Annotated in this window: 11 protein-coding genes and 1 pseudogene; 9 read left to right on the plus strand and 3 right to left on the minus strand. The window is 48.8% G+C overall.

Annotated elements, in window-relative coordinates:
- Nucleotides 1-70: 70 nt before the first annotated feature.
- The 4 genes from BN6628_RS01305 (at nt 71) to BN6628_RS01320 (ending at nt 5,806) form a co-directional block, all read left to right on the plus strand.
- Nucleotides 71-1,027, plus strand: a complete 957-nt coding sequence (locus BN6628_RS01305) for an ABC transporter permease (RefSeq protein ID WP_068613176.1) — start codon at nt 71-73, stop codon at nt 1,025-1,027.
- 14 nt (nt 1,028-1,041) lie between these two features.
- Nucleotides 1,042-1,980 (plus strand): carbohydrate ABC transporter permease, encoded by a 939-nt coding sequence (locus BN6628_RS01310; RefSeq protein ID WP_068613179.1) that lies wholly within the window; start codon nt 1,042-1,044, stop codon nt 1,978-1,980.
- Between the two features lie 76 nt (nt 1,981-2,056).
- A complete protein-coding gene (locus BN6628_RS01315; RefSeq protein WP_068613181.1) occupies nt 2,057-3,757 on the plus strand; it encodes an ABC transporter substrate-binding protein in 1,701 nt (566 codons plus the stop codon).
- A 345-nt stretch (nt 3,758-4,102) separates the two neighbouring features.
- Entirely contained in the window at nt 4,103-5,806 is a 1,704-nt protein-coding gene (locus tag BN6628_RS01320; protein ID WP_068613191.1) for a glycosyl hydrolase, read from the plus strand.
- A 213-nt stretch (nt 5,807-6,019) separates the two neighbouring features.
- Here BN6628_RS01320 and BN6628_RS01325 read toward each other — a convergent pair whose 3' ends face one another.
- Both BN6628_RS01325 and BN6628_RS01330 read right to left on the minus strand, forming a co-directional pair.
- A complete protein-coding gene (locus BN6628_RS01325; RefSeq protein WP_068613197.1) occupies nt 6,020-6,292 on the minus strand; it encodes a barstar family protein in 273 nt (90 codons plus the stop codon).
- Nucleotides 6,293-6,318: 26 nt separating this feature from the next.
- Nucleotides 6,319-6,735: a ribonuclease domain-containing protein gene (locus BN6628_RS01330; RefSeq protein ID WP_068613200.1), complete on the minus strand. Its 417-nt coding sequence runs from the start codon at nt 6,733-6,735 to the stop codon at nt 6,319-6,321.
- A 148-nt stretch (nt 6,736-6,883) separates the two neighbouring features.
- Here BN6628_RS01330 and BN6628_RS01335 point away from each other — a divergent pair, with 148 nt between their 5' ends.
- The 3 genes from BN6628_RS01335 to BN6628_RS01350 all read left to right on the plus strand — a co-directional run bounded on the left by BN6628_RS01335 (nt 6,884) and on the right by BN6628_RS01350 (nt 12,237).
- Nucleotides 6,884-8,008: an NAD(P)/FAD-dependent oxidoreductase gene (locus tag BN6628_RS01335; RefSeq protein WP_068621828.1), complete on the plus strand. Its 1,125-nt coding sequence runs from the start codon at nt 6,884-6,886 to the stop codon at nt 8,006-8,008.
- 493 nt (nt 8,009-8,501) lie between these two features.
- Nucleotides 8,502-9,203 carry a hypothetical protein gene (locus BN6628_RS01345; RefSeq protein ID WP_068613207.1) on the plus strand — a complete coding sequence of 234 codons (702 nt, stop codon included), beginning with the start codon at nt 8,502-8,504 and terminating at the stop codon, nt 9,201-9,203.
- Between the two features lie 223 nt (nt 9,204-9,426).
- The gene (locus BN6628_RS01350; RefSeq protein ID WP_068613208.1) at nt 9,427-12,237 is read left to right on the plus strand and encodes an S-layer homology domain-containing protein; all 2,811 of its coding nucleotides are present in this window, start codon (nt 9,427-9,429) and stop codon (nt 12,235-12,237) included.
- Between the two features lie 57 nt (nt 12,238-12,294).
- Here BN6628_RS01350 and BN6628_RS01355 read toward each other — a convergent pair whose 3' ends face one another.
- Nucleotides 12,295-13,203 carry an EamA family transporter gene (locus BN6628_RS01355; RefSeq protein WP_068613209.1) on the minus strand — a complete coding sequence of 303 codons (909 nt, stop codon included), beginning with the start codon at nt 13,201-13,203 and terminating at the stop codon, nt 12,295-12,297.
- 278 nt (nt 13,204-13,481) lie between these two features.
- On the opposite strand from BN6628_RS01355, the pseudogene BN6628_RS01365 reads away from it, so the two are divergent.
- Both BN6628_RS01365 and BN6628_RS01370 read left to right on the plus strand, forming a co-directional pair.
- Nucleotides 13,482-15,874 (plus strand): annotated as a pseudogene (locus BN6628_RS01365) (polyprenyl synthetase family protein).
- Nucleotides 15,875-16,049: 175 nt separating this feature from the next.
- Nucleotides 16,050-16,397 (plus strand): hypothetical protein, encoded by a 348-nt coding sequence (locus BN6628_RS01370; RefSeq protein WP_068613214.1) that lies wholly within the window; start codon nt 16,050-16,052, stop codon nt 16,395-16,397.
- The last annotated feature ends 361 nt before the right edge of the window (nt 16,398-16,758 follow it).

The following is a 16,758-nucleotide window of genomic DNA, read 5'->3' on the forward strand; positions in this document are numbered from 1 at the left end:
CTCCGAAATCCGTGATATGGGCGGAGCCTTCTCTCTGATCTATGATGGAATTCAAGGGAGGGAAGGAATTATGAAAGCGGCAACACTAGAAAGGGAAGGCGCTTACAAAGAGAAAAAGAAGAATGCCTGGAAGGTATTTAAAAATCAGAAATACCTGTACTTCATGTCCATTCCGTTTGTTCTCTGGGTCTTTGTCTTCCAGTACTTGCCTCTGTGGGGCTGGACAATGGCCTTCCAGAAATATAGACCGGGCGTTAATTTCTTTGATCAGAAATGGGTCGGCTTGGATCATTTCCGCACCTTGTTCCAGGATGGGCATTTCTATCAGGTACTCAGGAACACACTTGCCATGAGCCTCATGGGCCTGGTCGCCGGTTTTATTATACCGGTTGTTTTTGCTCTGCTGCTCAATGAGGTCCGGATTCAGGTTATGAAGCGATTCGTACAGACCGTATCTTATTTGCCGCATTTTGTATCATGGGTAGTTGCGGCAGGCATTGTCACCAAGATGCTCTCGACGGACGGCGGTGTCGTGAACGATATCCTGATGGGCTTGCACATTATTGATAGGCCGATCCAGTTCATGGCCCAGGGGAATTGGTTCTGGGGAATTGTAACCGGTGCCGACATCTGGAAGGAGACAGGCTGGAATGCCATTATCTATCTGGCTGCCATCTCCGGTATTGGCCCTGAGCTGTACGAAGCTGCGCGGGTGGATGGTGCCAGCCGGCTCAGACAGATGTGGCATATCACGCTGCCGGGGATTCGTTCAACCATCATTGTTCTCTTGATTATGTCTATCGGACATCTGCTTGGGACTGGCTTTGAGAAGCAATTCCTGCTGGGCAATCACATGGTCATCGACTACTCTGAGGTGCTTGATTTGTATGCGCTTAACTATGGTCTTGGGATGGGGCGCTACTCCTTCGGGACGGCAATCAATATCTTCAATTCAGTGATCAGCCTAATCCTGTTGTTTGCGGCTAACGGAATTTTTAAGCGTTTTACCAAAGAAAGCATCATGTAGGGAGGAAGGATGATATGGAGGCTGTCAGAAGCACCAAATCTGTCGGCAGATTAACAAGCAAGCTTAAAGCAAAATCACCACAAGACCGCATCCTGGGGATATTTGTGTATCTTTCCATGACGGTGGTGACCGTTCTAACCATCTATCCGTTCCTAAACGTGCTGGCGATTTCCTTTAACGATTCGGTGGATACCGTTAGAGGGGGAATTACCATTTGGCCGAGGGAATTTACCTTCAAAAATTACGAATTGATTTTCAACTACGGGGGGCTGATCACCGGATTTAAGATTTCTGTTCTGCGGACCATCATCGGCACCGTGCTGGGCCTAGTCAGCGGCTCGATGCTGGCTTATACGCTAGCACGGAGTGACTTTCAAGCGAGAAGATTTATCTCCGTCTTTCTTGCCGTGACGATGTATGTGTCCGGGGGCTTGATTCCGGGGTTCATCCTAATGAAGGATTTGAATCTAATTAATACATTTGCCGTTTACATTCTGCCGGGACTCGTAAGCGCGTTCAACGTCTTCGTGATCCGTTCCTTTATCGACGGCCTGCCTTATGCCCTGCAAGAGTCGGCTAAGCTGGATGGCGCAAATGACTTTACGATCTACTGGCGCGTCATTCTGCCTCTGTGTAAACCGGCACTTGCCACCGTGGCGCTGTTCTTGGCAGTGGGACAGTGGAACTCCTGGTTCGACACTTATCTGTTCAATGGGTCCAATGAATCGTTGACGACCCTGCAATATGAGCTGATGAAAATTCTGCAAAGCACCACGACAAGCGCAACCAATTCCCAGGACGCCGCCAATATGGCCCAGCGGATGGCACAGGTCTCGCCGGAATCGGTGAAGATGGCCATCACGATTATTGTTACAGTGCCTATTCTTATCGTGTATCCTTTCCTGCAGAAATATTTCGTTAAAGGCATGACGCTGGGTGCGGTCAAGAGTTAAACGGGTGCAGACAGGTGTATCCACGTATACCGCCTGTATTATACAAATCATTTTCATATGGGGAGGTCGCATGTTCATGAAATCTAGACGAAAAAGGATGTTTACAGCACTGCTTGTGTCACTGACTTTAGTGGGCGCTCTTGCAGGCTGCGGGGGAAATGACAGCTCATCCTCGGGCGAGGGCAATACAGCAAGTGGTAACGGGGACAGCTTAGAGCCCATCACACTCACTTATTTCTCCGAAGACCCCAGTACGAATTGGAATAATATGAAGGACGAAGTCGGCAAGGTTATCACTCAAAAAACCGGCGTAACCCTGGATGCTGAGTTCGCTGTGGGAGACCCGGTACAGAAAATTTCATTAATTGCTGCAACAGGCAATTATCCGGATCTGATCGCCGCCAAGGCGGATGTCGGCAAGCTGGTTGATGCTGGCGCCATCATCGATCTGACGGATCTTATCGACAAGCATGCGCCAAACATCAAGAAAATGCTGGGCGATAAGATTGTGCGGGCCAAGTACAGTCTGGATGATCCGGCCATCTATGCCATCCCAACATGGTCCGCCGTTGATGAGAAGAAGATCAAGGCTGACGAAGGCTTCGAGCTCCAGCACCGTGTTGTTAAGGAAGCGGGATATCCGGAGATTCGCACGGTACAGGATTATGAAAAAGTGATTAAAGATTATATCACCAAGCATCCGACAGACGAGAACGGGAACAAGAATATCGGTTTGTCCCTGAATGCAGACGATTGGCATATGTATCAGGTGACGAACTCGGCATTCCTGACAACCGGGGGCCCCAACGACGGGGAATACTACATTGATCAGAATACACACCAGGCTACCTACCATTTCCGTCGTCCGGAAGAAAAGGATTACTTCCGCTGGCTGAACCACATGAATGCGGAGGGTCTGCTTGATCCGGAGAGCTTCGTGCAAAAGACGGACCAGTTTAAGGCAAAGATAGCCTCAGGCAGGGTGCTGGGCCTGGCAGACCCGGAATGGGACTATGGCGACGGGCAGAATGCGCTGAAAGCGGCCGGCAAATTCGACCAGACCTACGGTCACTATCCGGTCACAATGAGCAAGGAGTATAAGGATACGAGCTTTTGGCCGGCCGGCTTCGACGGAGGGTATGGAATCTCGATCTCCAGCAAGTGTAAGGACCCGGTACGCGCGATCAAGTTCCTTGACTTCCTGGCATCAGAAGAAGGGCAGATCCTGAACAACTGGGGAATTGAAGGAAAGCACTACACCGTAGAGAATGGCAAGCGGAAGATCATTCCCGCTGTGCAGGAGCGGATGGACAACGACAATGCGGCGTTCACCAAAGAGTCCGGTATGGGCTTGTACTGGAACATGATGGTCCATTATGGCGATGGCATCAAGGACTCGACTGGCAACTATTTCACCCGCAACTATCCGGAAATGCTGACTGCAACCTACAACAAGGCGGAGAAGGAAACCTTGAAGGCCTATAAGGCGGAGCATTGGAAGGATCTGTTCCCTAAAGAGGAAGAATTCAAGCCGAGAGCTTATGGAGCGGCTTACACGATGTCTCTGCCTAACGACGACCCTGCCGTTATTCTGGGTGCTAAGATGAAGGATATTACTTGGAAGCGTATTCCAGAGGCGGTTATGGCCAAGCCAGAGAACTTTGACAAGATATGGGATGCGTACATGGCAGAGCTGGATAAGGCCGGAGTTAAAGATATGGAAGAGGCTTACACGAAGCATATTCAAAACCGGATCAAGCTGTGGTCCACTAACTGAGAAATAAGTTCATAACAAGAACAGCGCCGGTTTATTTGGCTATGATCATCGACATGGCAAGCAGAGACTAGAAACAGATTTTCAACGGCGGCTTGTTACCGGCCTTCGGCTGGCAGCAGGCCGCCAGGTTTATCTTAAAGACCAACCTAAATCCGGTTTACCAGTTCGGGTTGATCTTTCGGTAAGTTGGCCGGAGACAATTTAAAAGCGAAAAAATGAAAGCGGTATCAATAAAGGAGGTGGTGTGACGAAACAAGAGGATTTGAACCTATGCCTAAAAGTTAGGGAGCAGCAAAGACTGGTACTTCGTAGGGAGACCAACCATGAAAGGGGAGGAATAAAATTTTGAAGAGAACAAGCGTCCTGTTAATCATTATTTCATTATTGTTAGCGATCGTTCCGATGTCCGCATCAGCGAAGAGCTCACGGATTTTCGAGGCAGAGAGCGGTACTTTAACCGGTACAGCTGCAGCTAAAGATACGCAGGGATACTCCGGCACCGGATATGTAACCAGCTTCGACAATGACGGAGATTCTTTAGCGGTAGCCGTGTCGGTTCCGAGTGCCGGTTTGTATCAAATCACGATCCGCTATCATTCTCCGTACGGATACAAGCAAGCGTATCTGTTCGTTAACGGCACAGCGGCGGGGAGTGTTGATTTTGAGCAAACTACAGGCTTTACCGAGATGGCAGTGACCAAGGCACTGCTGAACAAAGGAACAAATACAATCCGGCTCGATAAGGGATGGGGCATGTATGAAATCGACTACTTTGCCATTGAGCCGGCTGCTGCTCCGGCCGCTCATCAAGTATCCAAAGCCTTAGTCAATCCTGGGGCTTCTTCGGCGGTGAAGTCGCTCATGAGCTATTTGGTTGACAGCTACGGTTCGAAGATCTTGTCAGGACAGCAGGATTACTCCAATGTAGCATGGATACAGAGCAACCTAGGGAAGAAGCCGGCCATGGTTGGATTTGATCTGATGGATTACTCGCCATCCCGGGTAGAGCTAGGCGCTGCGACCACCGAGATTGAAAAGGCGATAGATTGGGACCGCCAAGGGGGGATCGTAAGCTTCGTATGGCATTGGAACGCGCCGAAGGATCTGATCAATCAGCCTGGTAAAGAGTGGTGGAGGGGATTCTACACCGACTCCACAACCTTCGACATTCAGTATGCGCTGGATCACCCGGACTCTGAGGACTACACATTGCTTCTCAGGGATATCGATGCGATAGCCGTTCAGCTGAAGCGGCTGCAGGATGCGAATGTTCCTGTACTCTTCCGTCCGCTCCACGAAGCGGAGGGAGGCTGGTTCTGGTGGGGGGCCAAGGGAGCAGAGCCCTGCAAGGAGTTATACCGTATCCTTTACGACCGGTTAACCAATTATCATCACCTGAACAACCTGATCTGGGTATGGAATTCCATGTCGCCGGATTGGTACCCGGGAGACGATGTGGTGGACATAGTCAGCTACGATTCCTATCCTCTTGCGGGGGATTACAGTCCACAGATGGGCAAATACGATCAGCTGATATCGCTTGGAAGAGACCGCAAGCTTGTGGCCATGACGGAGAACGGGGCCATTCCGGACCCGGACCTGCTGCCCGTGTATCATGCTGACTGGAGCTGGTTCACGACGTGGGGAGCCTTCGATGGAAATGCGAATTCACTTGATCATCTGAAGAAGGTCTACAACCATGAGTACGTGGTTACGTTGGATGAGCTGCCAAACATCAAAACCTACGATCTTGGGGTGAAAACAGCTCCGGCGGCTCCGACCGGCCTGAAGGCAGTCGCAGGCAATGGGCAGGTTACACTCAAGTGGAGCGAGACAAGCGGAGCGGAGAGTTACACCGTGAAGCGGGCCGCGAAGAGTGCCGGTCCATACACAACCATAGCATGGAACCTGCGGACACCGGGCTTTACGGACAAAGGTCTGGAGAACGGCAAGCACTACTACTATGTTGTGACTGCGGAGAACAGATTAGGGGCAAGCCCGGATTCGGCACCGGTTAAAGTGAAGCCCGTCAAGGTTCGTGGCAGATAAACCGGCGGAGCAGCTTAGGGCAGATGATACACATGCTCAACGGTTCTGATTCAGCGACAATTTCCGGAACATAACATATGCTGCATTCCGAACAACACAATGAAGACCAGATCAGACAACTATTAAAGCTGACTAAATTAATTGTGGGATTCTAATACACATCATCGAAGAACCGCCCTTTCCCATGTGGAAAGAGCGGTTCTTGTCTTCTTGTTATTCAACTAACAATTGAAAGCCTGGAATTTCCTCTTCAGCATCTTTAAAAAGCTGAAGCACAAGCTGGCTGTACTCCCCCAGCTTCTTCTCGCTTTCCTCAAAATGCACCCACCGGATGGTTACGGGCATGTTCACCCACCCGGTTAAGCAATCCCACAAAGCGTCCAGATTATTACCATAATGACTGGGCAGTTCTAGCTCTTCTCTCAAAGCCGCATGCAGCTCTTCGCGGGTATGTAGTTGGCTGCCATCCAAAGTAATGCTGTGCATAGGAACTCCTCCACTTCTCCTCAGCATTATTTCATTTGCTGATACGTTTCGTAATGGTCTTCCGTCTTGTAGATTAAGCCATCGCTTGAGAACACGATCCGGTCCTTGCCCCGCGGCCCTTTTGTATAATTGATATCCGCCTCATACCAGGTCCGCCCTTTTTTTCGGGGCAGCTTCCCTTCCCGGTTCTGAAACACATCCCCTCCGATGCTCTTTCCAGGCGCAACTTCGTTCAGATTACCGGACTGTGGGTAGCCCAGGCGCCTTGCCTCTTTTTTGGTGATAAAATTGTCCGGCAGCTGGTGGTGCTCGCGGATGTAGCTTGCCACCGCCTCAAAGCTGGTGGGATTGTGGGAGGGCTGTGTCTTCTCTGCAGTCAACCCGCAGCCAGCCAGAATCAGTATACTCAGCAGCAGTAAGACAATAGATCGTAATGCTTTCATGGACGTGATCCTCGCTTTATTCAAGATTTCATTTTCAGATTGTACAGTTTTCGGAGGATATAAGCCAGTTCGCTTTTTTCATTAGCCCAGTCTATACCGTTATAATGGTGAGAGAATGGGAAGAGCGATGGAAGGAAGGATTGAAATTATCATGAAAGTAATTGTTATTGGCGCCGGAATTGCTGGCGCCTCCACCGCCTATCATCTGACTAAGCTTGGAGCGGACGTTCTTGTGATCGACCGGCAGGATGAAGGTCAGGCTACGGATGCAGCGGCTGGCATCATCTGCCCTTGGCTGTCACAGAGGCGCAATCAGGCTTGGTACCGGCTTGCGAAGGCTGGAGCACGCTATTATCCACGGTTAATTGAGGAGCTTGAACGGGAAGGGGAAACCGATACCGGCTATGCCAGAGTGGGGGCTCTCAGCATCCACACAGATCCCGATAAGCTCGGCAAAATGGAGGAACGGGCGCACAAGCGGTTGGAAGACGCGCCTGAAATTGGAGAGATCCGCTTGCTGGATGAACAGGGCACACGAGAGCTGTTCCCACTATTGGCGGAAGAGTATGCTTCCGTTCATGTCAGTGGCGCTGCCCGTGTCGATGGCCGGGCCCTGCGGAATGCCTTGCTTCGAGCGGCACAAAGGAACGGGGCGGAGCTTAGGCATGGGGACGCCCAGCTTGAGTATCAGGCGGGCCGTGTAACAGGCGCCCTGTGCGGGGGAAGCGGCTACCCGGCCGATAAAGTTATCGTCTGTGCGGGAGCTTGGGCGGGACAGCTGCTGAAGCCGTTAGGCGTAGATTTTCAGGTGCGGTATCAAAAAGCACAGATCATGCACCTGGAGCTGGCAGATATGGGGCAGGATACGGGCGGTTGGCCCGTGGTGATGCCGCCTTCCGATCAATATTTGCTCGCTTTTGCGCAGCGGAAGATTGTCATTGGGGCCACGCATGAGAACGATGTTGACGGCTACGACACGAGGATCACGCCTGGCGGTATGCACGAGATTTTAAGCAAAGGCCTTCCGTTGGCACCTGGTCTGGCGGAGAGCACATTTCAGGAGATAAGGGTGGGCTTCCGCCCATTTACGGCCGATTTTCTGCCAGTTATCGGTGCTGTTCCAGGCTGGGAAGGACTCCTCGCAGTGAACGGACTCGGAGCTTCGGGACTGACCATGGGGCCTTTTATCGGAGGACAGATGGCTAAATTGGCGCTCAGCATGGAGTTGGACATCGATTTAACGGATTATGATGTCCGCAAGGCTATGGGGTAATCTTAGCGAATGAATATATCAGACGATTTTTAATAATGAAACCCGGCCGTGTATGGCCGGGTTTTTGCTTGATGTAGGTAATATGATTCCCCGTCCCTGATCAGTTGAATTAAGAGCAGCTGAAAGGTAACTTCTTTAGAAGTAGTTATATGCCGTGTTCGCTTAGAGTATTGTTTTCGTACATTGGTCTCAAGAGGGCAATAATGGAATTTTTAAAAAGGTAATTTTGGTTTATTGAATCGGCGGACCAGCTTGGAATGCAGTATTTCTTATTTCAGATGGGAGGTTGTGGATACATGAATAATCTGGACCGTATGCGCACCTTAAACAAAGCGATTGTGCAGCTTCGCAAGGTAAAATGTTTAATAAGGCATGGCAGGTTTAAACGTGCAAGGCATGAGATAGAACGAGTGACCGTTAGTCTTAACTATAAATTTCATAACTTATGCAGCATGAGAACGATTGGAAATCGCCGGGCTGGGAAGCGGGTCGGATGAAGAAGGCACGATCACGGAGGATATGCATTTATAAAGTAAATGCGGCGATAAAAGAGCTGGAAGAAGCGAAGAGTTATGTAAAGAGAAAAAGAATAAGGCATGCTAAAAAAGCAGTTACCAATTCTTTGTTATATCTTCATACAGCAAAGAGGTGTATTAGTAAGTTAAAGATTAAGAAGGTTGTAAAAGGATCAGGTCCTGGGGGAGTCAACGGAGTGACGGGAGCGTCAGATCCACCAGGAGCATTGGACCCACCGGGAGCGACCGGGGCAACAGGAACGGCCGGGGTGACAGGAGTGACAGGGGCCAACGGATTAGTTCAACAATTTCAGGTCTCAGAAAATACACCAAATACTACGGGAAGCTCAGCCATCGCTTTAAACGGTACGGCTACCACTTTGAAAACTATAACAATAACAAGTATTCCAGCAGGAGGGCGTGTCTGGCTGACAGGAATCATAGGCTGGCAGAACACTATAGGCGACTCTTCCCTACAATTTCAAATTTTGAGAGGTGCAACGATTATATTTAGCATAAATGACGGACGGGCCGGAAATGGCACTTTTGGCTCAACAAGTATTGATCACGTCGATTTGACCCCGGGAACTGGCAGTGTAACCTACTCATTAATGGGTCTAGTCACGAGTGGTTCTGCAAACGTAGTCGGGGCAGTAACTTTTACAGGGGCTCTCTTATAATATAACTATGTCCGAGTATTGCGACCGAACGTCCATCGGTCGTTTTTTATTTGTACTGCCCTCTAGTCCTCTACTAAAGGCATAAAAACACTCTCAAGCGGCATCTCTCTCTTATACAAGAAAGATTATATTTACAAAATTCGACAAGTTTCTTACATGTGAATTTACAGTTCATCTATATACTTTACTCTATCAAAATGTATCTAAAGGGGAATGTAACTAGATGAACAGCAAGCTGAAGTCTTTCATTTGTACCTCGTTTACCTTTTTGATTCTTACACAGAGTGCCGCGACGGTGTCTGCTGCAGAAAGCATACCTTCCACCAACTCAACGGGAAAATGGATGTCCGGTGAATATCACACGCACACCATACAATCGAGTGATGCCTCCGAATCTTTTATGAAGCTGGAAAATGTACTCGATGCAGCCTTTCGGGAGGACCTCGATAAGAAGCCTGCCGAGACCGTTACATCCCTGACTTACGGCAATCCTTTTGATTTTCTCATGTTAGCTGACCATCTGCGTGACTCGCCGCGCGATCCGGACGGAAACGACAAGAAGACGGCACGCTGGGAAGCGATCAAGGATCAGCAGGACAAGCTTAAAGCGCTCCAAGCTGCTGGAAAATACCTGGGTAAGTTCATTTATTCCGGTTTTGAATGGGACATGATGGGTCTGGATCATGGTTCTGTGGGCATTATTGATTCCAAGAGTGATGAAGTACCTATTGAGGCTATTCATCAATTCGAGTGGTTGTACAGCTACGATACTACCCCAGGAGTGTTCCATTCAGATGAGGAGGCTCTGTGGGGGCCTAGACCAGATAAGAATACATTGAAGCCCGATAAAAATAAAACTCTTGAAGCCATTAATTGGCTCAAAACGAATTATCCAGAGAGCTACGTGCTGCTTAACCATCCGTCCCGACACAATGGGGACAGCTCAGGTGTAGTCACTATTGAGGACATTCGCAAAATGAATGATCTTGCTCCGGGCATTGTGTTTGGCATGGAAGGGCTGCCGGGCAACCAGATGTCCGCCAGTAAGAACAGATCGGAACTGGCCGATGTATACGGCGGCGCAGACGTTATGGTGGCTAAGGTCGGAGGCATGTGGGACGCTCTGCTCGGTGAAGGGCGCCGTTTCTGGAACTTCACGAATTCCGATTTCCACTTTAAAGTGAGCAGCAACCGCAATTATTCAAGCGGCTACTGGCCTAGTGAGTATTCACGAAATTATACATGGGTCGAGGGCAATACTTTTAAAGATGTTGTAGCGGGAATGCGTTCAGGTAAATCCTATGCCGTATATGGCGATCTTATCAATGCGCTTGATTTTAAAGCTGCTGGTAATGGCCAACAGGCCGAAATGGGTGGGAATCTGCAAGTGACCGAAGGGGATCTTACAACCATCAGCATCCGCTTCAAGAGCCCGGAGCACAACAACTATGCGCCAATTAGCCCGCATGATACTTCAGTTACGAATAATATCAAGGTTGACCATGTCGATCTGATCTCTGGAGAAGTGACCGGGAAGCTCAATGAGAGCCAATACGCCGGTAATACCACCAATGATACGACAAAAGTCATTAAACGCTTTACCCAGGAAGACTGGGGACAGCCCGATGCGGAAGGGTATTATACGGTTTCGTATAAGGTGCCAGCGGACACTAACCGCTACTACCGGTTGCGGGGTACGAATTTGGGTACAGACGTACCTGGCTACACCGTTAACGGCGAGCCTGTGCAGGATAAGTCCTTCGATTATAGCGGCAGTGTAACGCCAGAGCAGAACGAGGAACGCTTCAATAATATTAATGACCGTAACTATACAGGCTTGTGGTTTTATTCCAACCCGATCTTTGTGAATGTTGCAGCGCTCAGTGACGAGCAGGCCATGAACGATACAATTGCCAATATAACTTCAACCCTTGGGGATACAAGTGCCGTGACTTCCGACATTCTTCTTCCTTCGGAAGGGCTTCACGGAACCAAGATTGAATGGAAGAGCAGCAACACGGATGTTATTCGCCTTGATAACGATAAAGCGGTAGTTACCCGTCCATCTGCTGGCACAGGAGATATGCGTGTCACGTTAACTGCAACGGTATCCCGTGGAGGTAAAAGTATGGATAAGCCGTACACCTTTATTGTAAAAGCCTACCCGCCGAGCGGTGGCTCGTCAGGCAATAGTCCATCAGGCGGCAGCAGCCCGTCAGACAACAGTGCGCCAGGCATCGGCAGCTCCAACAAGCCGAATGTGTCCGTCCCAGGCGGCGGGGGAACCGTTACGGCGGGTTCAAATGGAAGTGTAACCATTACACCTGACAAGGGCTACCAGGTCAAGGATGTTACGGTCAACGGGGTGTCGAAAGGGGCACTCACTCAATTGACAGGCCTGAAATCTTCGGACCAAGTTGTGGTGACCTTCGAGAAGCTTCCAGAGCAGCCTGGAAAGCCTGAGCAGCCTCAGAAACCTGCTGTTACTTTTAGTGATATTTCGAATCATTGGGCAGCTTCAGCAATTAACTATGTTGTAGAGCATGAATTGTTCACGGGTACAGCAGCCAATAAATTCAGTCCAGACACCACCATGACCCGGGGGATGCTGGCCACCGTGATGCACCGTTTAGCAGGTAAGCCTGAAGCAGGGGCAGCATCCCATCACTTCCAGGATGTAAATGCAAATGCTTATTACCGTGATGCGGTAGCTTGGGCAAGTCAGAATAACATCGTCCAAGGGGTTAATCGCAGCCAGTTTGCTCCCGATCAGCCAATTACCCGGGAACAGCTTGTACAGATCCTCTTCAATTATGCCAAGGCTAACAAGTTAAATATGAATGCTAACCAATCCCTGTCCCCGTTCGCAGACTCGGGCAAAATTTCCACTTGGGCAATTGATGCCATGAAGTGGTCTGTAAGCAATGAGCTGATCTCCGGCAAGGGCAACGGCAAGCTTGATCCGAAGGGCGCCGTATCCCGTGCAGAAGCCGCAGCCTTGATCAACCGTTTTATGACAACCTTTAATTTGTAATCCCAAAATCTGCTCCCGCAATGAAAGCCCGGCCGTTATGGCCGGGCTTTCTGTTTGCTAGAGCTCATCCGCGAGGCCTAGCAAAGCGATTCCCACAATCACGATCATCACAACGGCGTATTGCTTGGCATTCAGCCGTTCCTTGAGAAATATCCGGGATAGTATGACGGAGAAAATGCTATATGAGGCAATGAGAGGGGCTGCAATAATGGCATTGCTGGACATGGCGAACACATAGAAGAATTGCCCCGTGGTTTCCAGGATGGCCGCATAACCTTTGACACGTTCCCGGAAAAGGTTGAACGGCTGTTTTTTCACAAACTTGAGGTATGTATATGCCAGTACGGCGCAGATGAAAAAAGTGAATTCATAAGCGAGCAGGGCGGCGTCCTGGCTGATCAGGTTCAGTTCATCCAGATAGATGCCGTCGGCGAAGGTGCCGAGCCCATCGATCAGGCAGTACAGAATCGGAAAGGTAATAGCCATGAAGCCGATTTGATACTTTCTATCGATTTGTGTCGAATGATTCTGAAGCGCCTCATGCTCAGCTCTCTTTTCCAAGACTGCAATGCCAACAACGCCGCAGGTAATTATTGCTATACCCAATATCTCAATGAGGCTCAGATCATGAGTGAAGAAGATAAAGAGCAGAATGGCCGTAACGGCTCCTGAGGAATTCTGTACGGGAGATGCAATGGACAGCTCCATATACCTTAGTCCAATATAACCGAGGGTCATCGACAGGATATATAGTGCGGAGACGGGCAGGTAGCGCAGCATGTCGATGGGATTAAAGCTTAATCCCTGAATGAGCATATAAGCCGTGGCGTGAATTCCCATAACGAGGCCCACCACAATGACGATTTTAATATGACTATACCGGTCATGACTGTCACTGCCTTTTTTATAAAAGAGATCCGCACCTCCCCAAGCTAAAGCTGTTAATAAAGCAAATACAAACCACATAGTCGGCGACTCCTTGTAATAAAATTCACAATATAAGTGATACAGTGCAAGCTTTATTATTATAAGACTTCATTATGTATGTCAATAGCCAAAAAGAGCACGTATTGAACAGGGAGTCATATCCTGCAATAAAAATTTCGTAACTAAGAAGAATCTTTCCCGTACTAAGACTTAATATGATTATGCCTAGTTGAACTTGAATTCGATCATTCCTGCCCATGGAGAAACCTCCATTCCCATATAGCATATAGGTATTACATCTAATAGAAAATGAGGTCATACACCGAATGAATGTCGAATTTATCGATCATGTCGATAGGGTTATCAGTTGGCTGAGCAGAAGGCGGCTCAGTACTTTGCATTCCTTTATACACAGGTCATGGAAAAGAATTATGTGCCTACCCTGATGAGAGATATCCAGTTGTGGAAAAGAGACCATGTATCTCCCCGTTTATGGGCGGTTGCCTCGCGTTTAAGGAATAAACCGGATCCCCGGGATTACCACAGATATCTAGGTTGGCTTGAGAAGACAGGGGGCTTGGATGATTACCTGGATCGAAGTGTGTCCTATATTTATATGAGGGATTTGGGCCAGGTTTTGGATTCTCCTGATACCCGGATCAGGATCAAGCGTTTAGTCGCTAACATCAAACGCCACCTGGTTCATTCCACCATGGCAAACCAGGGGGGCCAGCCAGAGTACATGAGTTTGGCGGGGGCTTACCGCTGGGCACAGAGGGAAGGCATAGAGACCACCGTAATCTGGTTGATTAGCAAGCTTAAGACTGTATCCTCAAACCTACCGAAGGAGCTAGATGCCGAGCAAGCTCAACGCAAGCTGCTGAAGATTATTCTGGGGGTTGTCCTGCATGTCATTGAAGAAATGGGGGATCAAGTGCCGCCTGAGGAACGCTCAAGGCAGCTGGATGAAGCTATCAGGCTGGGCTATTCCTATGGTCTTACCTATCCTTTCATTGACGATCTTCTGGATTCGCAGGTCTTAACCGCTCAAGAGAAAGAACAATATTCCCTTGTTATCCGCACCACACTGCTTACCGGGTCTGTACCGGAAGTAGATAAGGGGTGGGCCGGAAATAACGTGGATATGATGCAATACATCCATGCAGAACTCAGGGATGCTTTTGAGTATATTAAGGACTATCAGAAGCCGGAGACCAGGCAGAAATTTTTTGAGCAATCCTATGTGTTTTTTCATTCCCAGGAGCTGGACCGCAAGAAGGATCTGACGAATGCTAACTACTCGAATGAAGAGCTTTATATACCGATCATTTTGAAATCCTCATCTTCCCGATTGCTTGCCCGTTCCGTAATCAGTGCCCCTGTAGATGAGGGCTTTGAGGATCGGACCTTCTATTATGGCATCTATAACCAACTGGCAGATGATTTTGCGGATATGCTTGACGACATGAGAGACGGTGCGGTAACCCCCTATACCTACTATTTAAAATACCACGATCAGCGGGTGGATCTGATAAATCCCTTTGAATTATACTGGGCGGTCATCTCGCATCTGATTCATAACGTGTACCATTCCGATGCCAAGACCCGTGAGGTTATCCTAAACCGCGCCATCAATGGTCTGAAACGATTTAAAGACAGGATGGGTACTGAGAAATATCATGAAATCATGAACTTGCTTACTCCTCGAAATTCGGAATTTCATCGTCTTATCCAGATGATGGTTCGAAGGGCAGATCACGTGGATTTCTTCGACAAGCTGCTTAGGGACCAGGTGATTGCCACTCTGAGAAACGACCGGAAGGAACAAGAGGACTTCCTGGAGACGGTCAAGATGGCCCAGAATCAGATTAACCGCACCTTGCCGATACCGAAGCATGACGGGATGCCACCGATGAAAGGGCCGCTTATTGATGCGGCTAATTACAGCCTTGAAGGGGATGGGAAACGTCTGCGGCCTGTATTGATTTGGGTGATGGGTGTGAACGAATATGGACTGGATGGATCGGCAATCGTGCCGCTGTTGAGATCCATGGAGTATATGCATACGGCATCTTTGATTTTCGACGATCTGCCGTCCCAGGATAACGCGTTATTTCGTAGAGGGCGTCCGACCCTGCATCTCGTGAATGATACCGCCACGGCCGAATTAACCGGCCTGTTTCTGATTCAGAAGGCGATTCAGGAACAAACATCGCTTGATCAGTTCAATGCCAAGACCGTGCTTGCCTTGATGCAGTATTCGGCGCAGAAGGCAGAAGACCTTTGTATGGGACAGATGATGGACCTGAATTCCAGAGGAAAAGCGTTAACCTTGGAGCAGTTGAATACGATAAGTTTTTACAAAACCGGCATAGCATTTGAGGCTTCTCTGGTCATGCCTGCTATTCTTGCTGAGGCTAAGGAGGAGGAAATTGCGGGTCTGAAGAAATTCGCCTATCATGCGGGCATTGCTTTTCAGATTAAGGATGATTTGCTTGATTTGGAGGGGGATGCGAACCTGCTGGGAAAGCCCGTGGGCAAGGATGCCGAGAACAACAACTCCACGTTTGTATCCATCCTCGGTCCGGAAGGCGCGACCAAAGAGATGTGGGAGCACTACTGTCTTGCTATGGAAGCGCTGAGGGGAATACCACGCAATATTGCTTTTCTGAAGCATTTATTGAAATATATGATTCACCGGGATCGTTAACTTCGTATAGGACTTTATGCTTACCTGTAAATGGGAAAATATTCTCCCAGAGAGCTCACTAGCCTTCCATTACTCCCCTTTTTTCTGCATATTTTGTACCTTTCTCTTCCTGGCTTTTCCAGTGTATCATGAAGAGATATGTAGAATGTGGCGATATATAAGGAGAATCATATATATGGATTGGTTGAATAAGGGAATTGCAGAACGCTGGCGGGCTGAAGGGATTAGATACGCATCTGATATTAATGAATACGTGCGTGTCGGCAATGAAACAGGATGGCCGGAGGATTTGAAGCCGCCGGAAGAGGACCAGCGTAGAAGCATAGCGGGGGACATCTTGCAGATGATTCGCGAAGCTAACCGATGTGGGGAAACGAAGAAGCTGCGTGAGGAAATTCCGCCGGCTTCTTGGCCGATTACCTCCGAATTTCCCGATAAGCTGCAGCCAGTGAAACCGCTGGCATTCTTACAGGATGGCAGCTTGCTGGTGCACGCCGGTTCCGGGAGTGCAGGGCAGGATTAAGACGGTTCTCTCGGATGTGGAATCTCTAGCCGATGGGGCTTTCTTCGTTTCTTAACCATATCGATTCAATGTTTACCCCTTCTTTGCTTGGCATACGAAAAATCCCCTCCGGTAAACAGAAATGAGCCCATTTTAACATGAGCACTTTTCTTACTGTCTACCTTAAGGGGATAGTACCACCTTTTGCATTACCTCTTATTTTTTTGTTTTTTTTTAATAATTACATACGAGCACCATAAAACTACAAAGACGGATGCAAGTTGCCATATTGAGGATCCCGTCATCAGTGAATATGTAATACTTATAGCATAGAGCACAACTGCAATTATAAAAATCAACTTGGAGTTCATAGCTCATCCCA

This window comes from Paenibacillus tuaregi, from assembly GCF_900086655.1.
In the GTDB taxonomy this organism is placed as follows: domain Bacteria; phylum Bacillota; class Bacilli; order Paenibacillales; family Paenibacillaceae; genus Fontibacillus; species Fontibacillus tuaregi.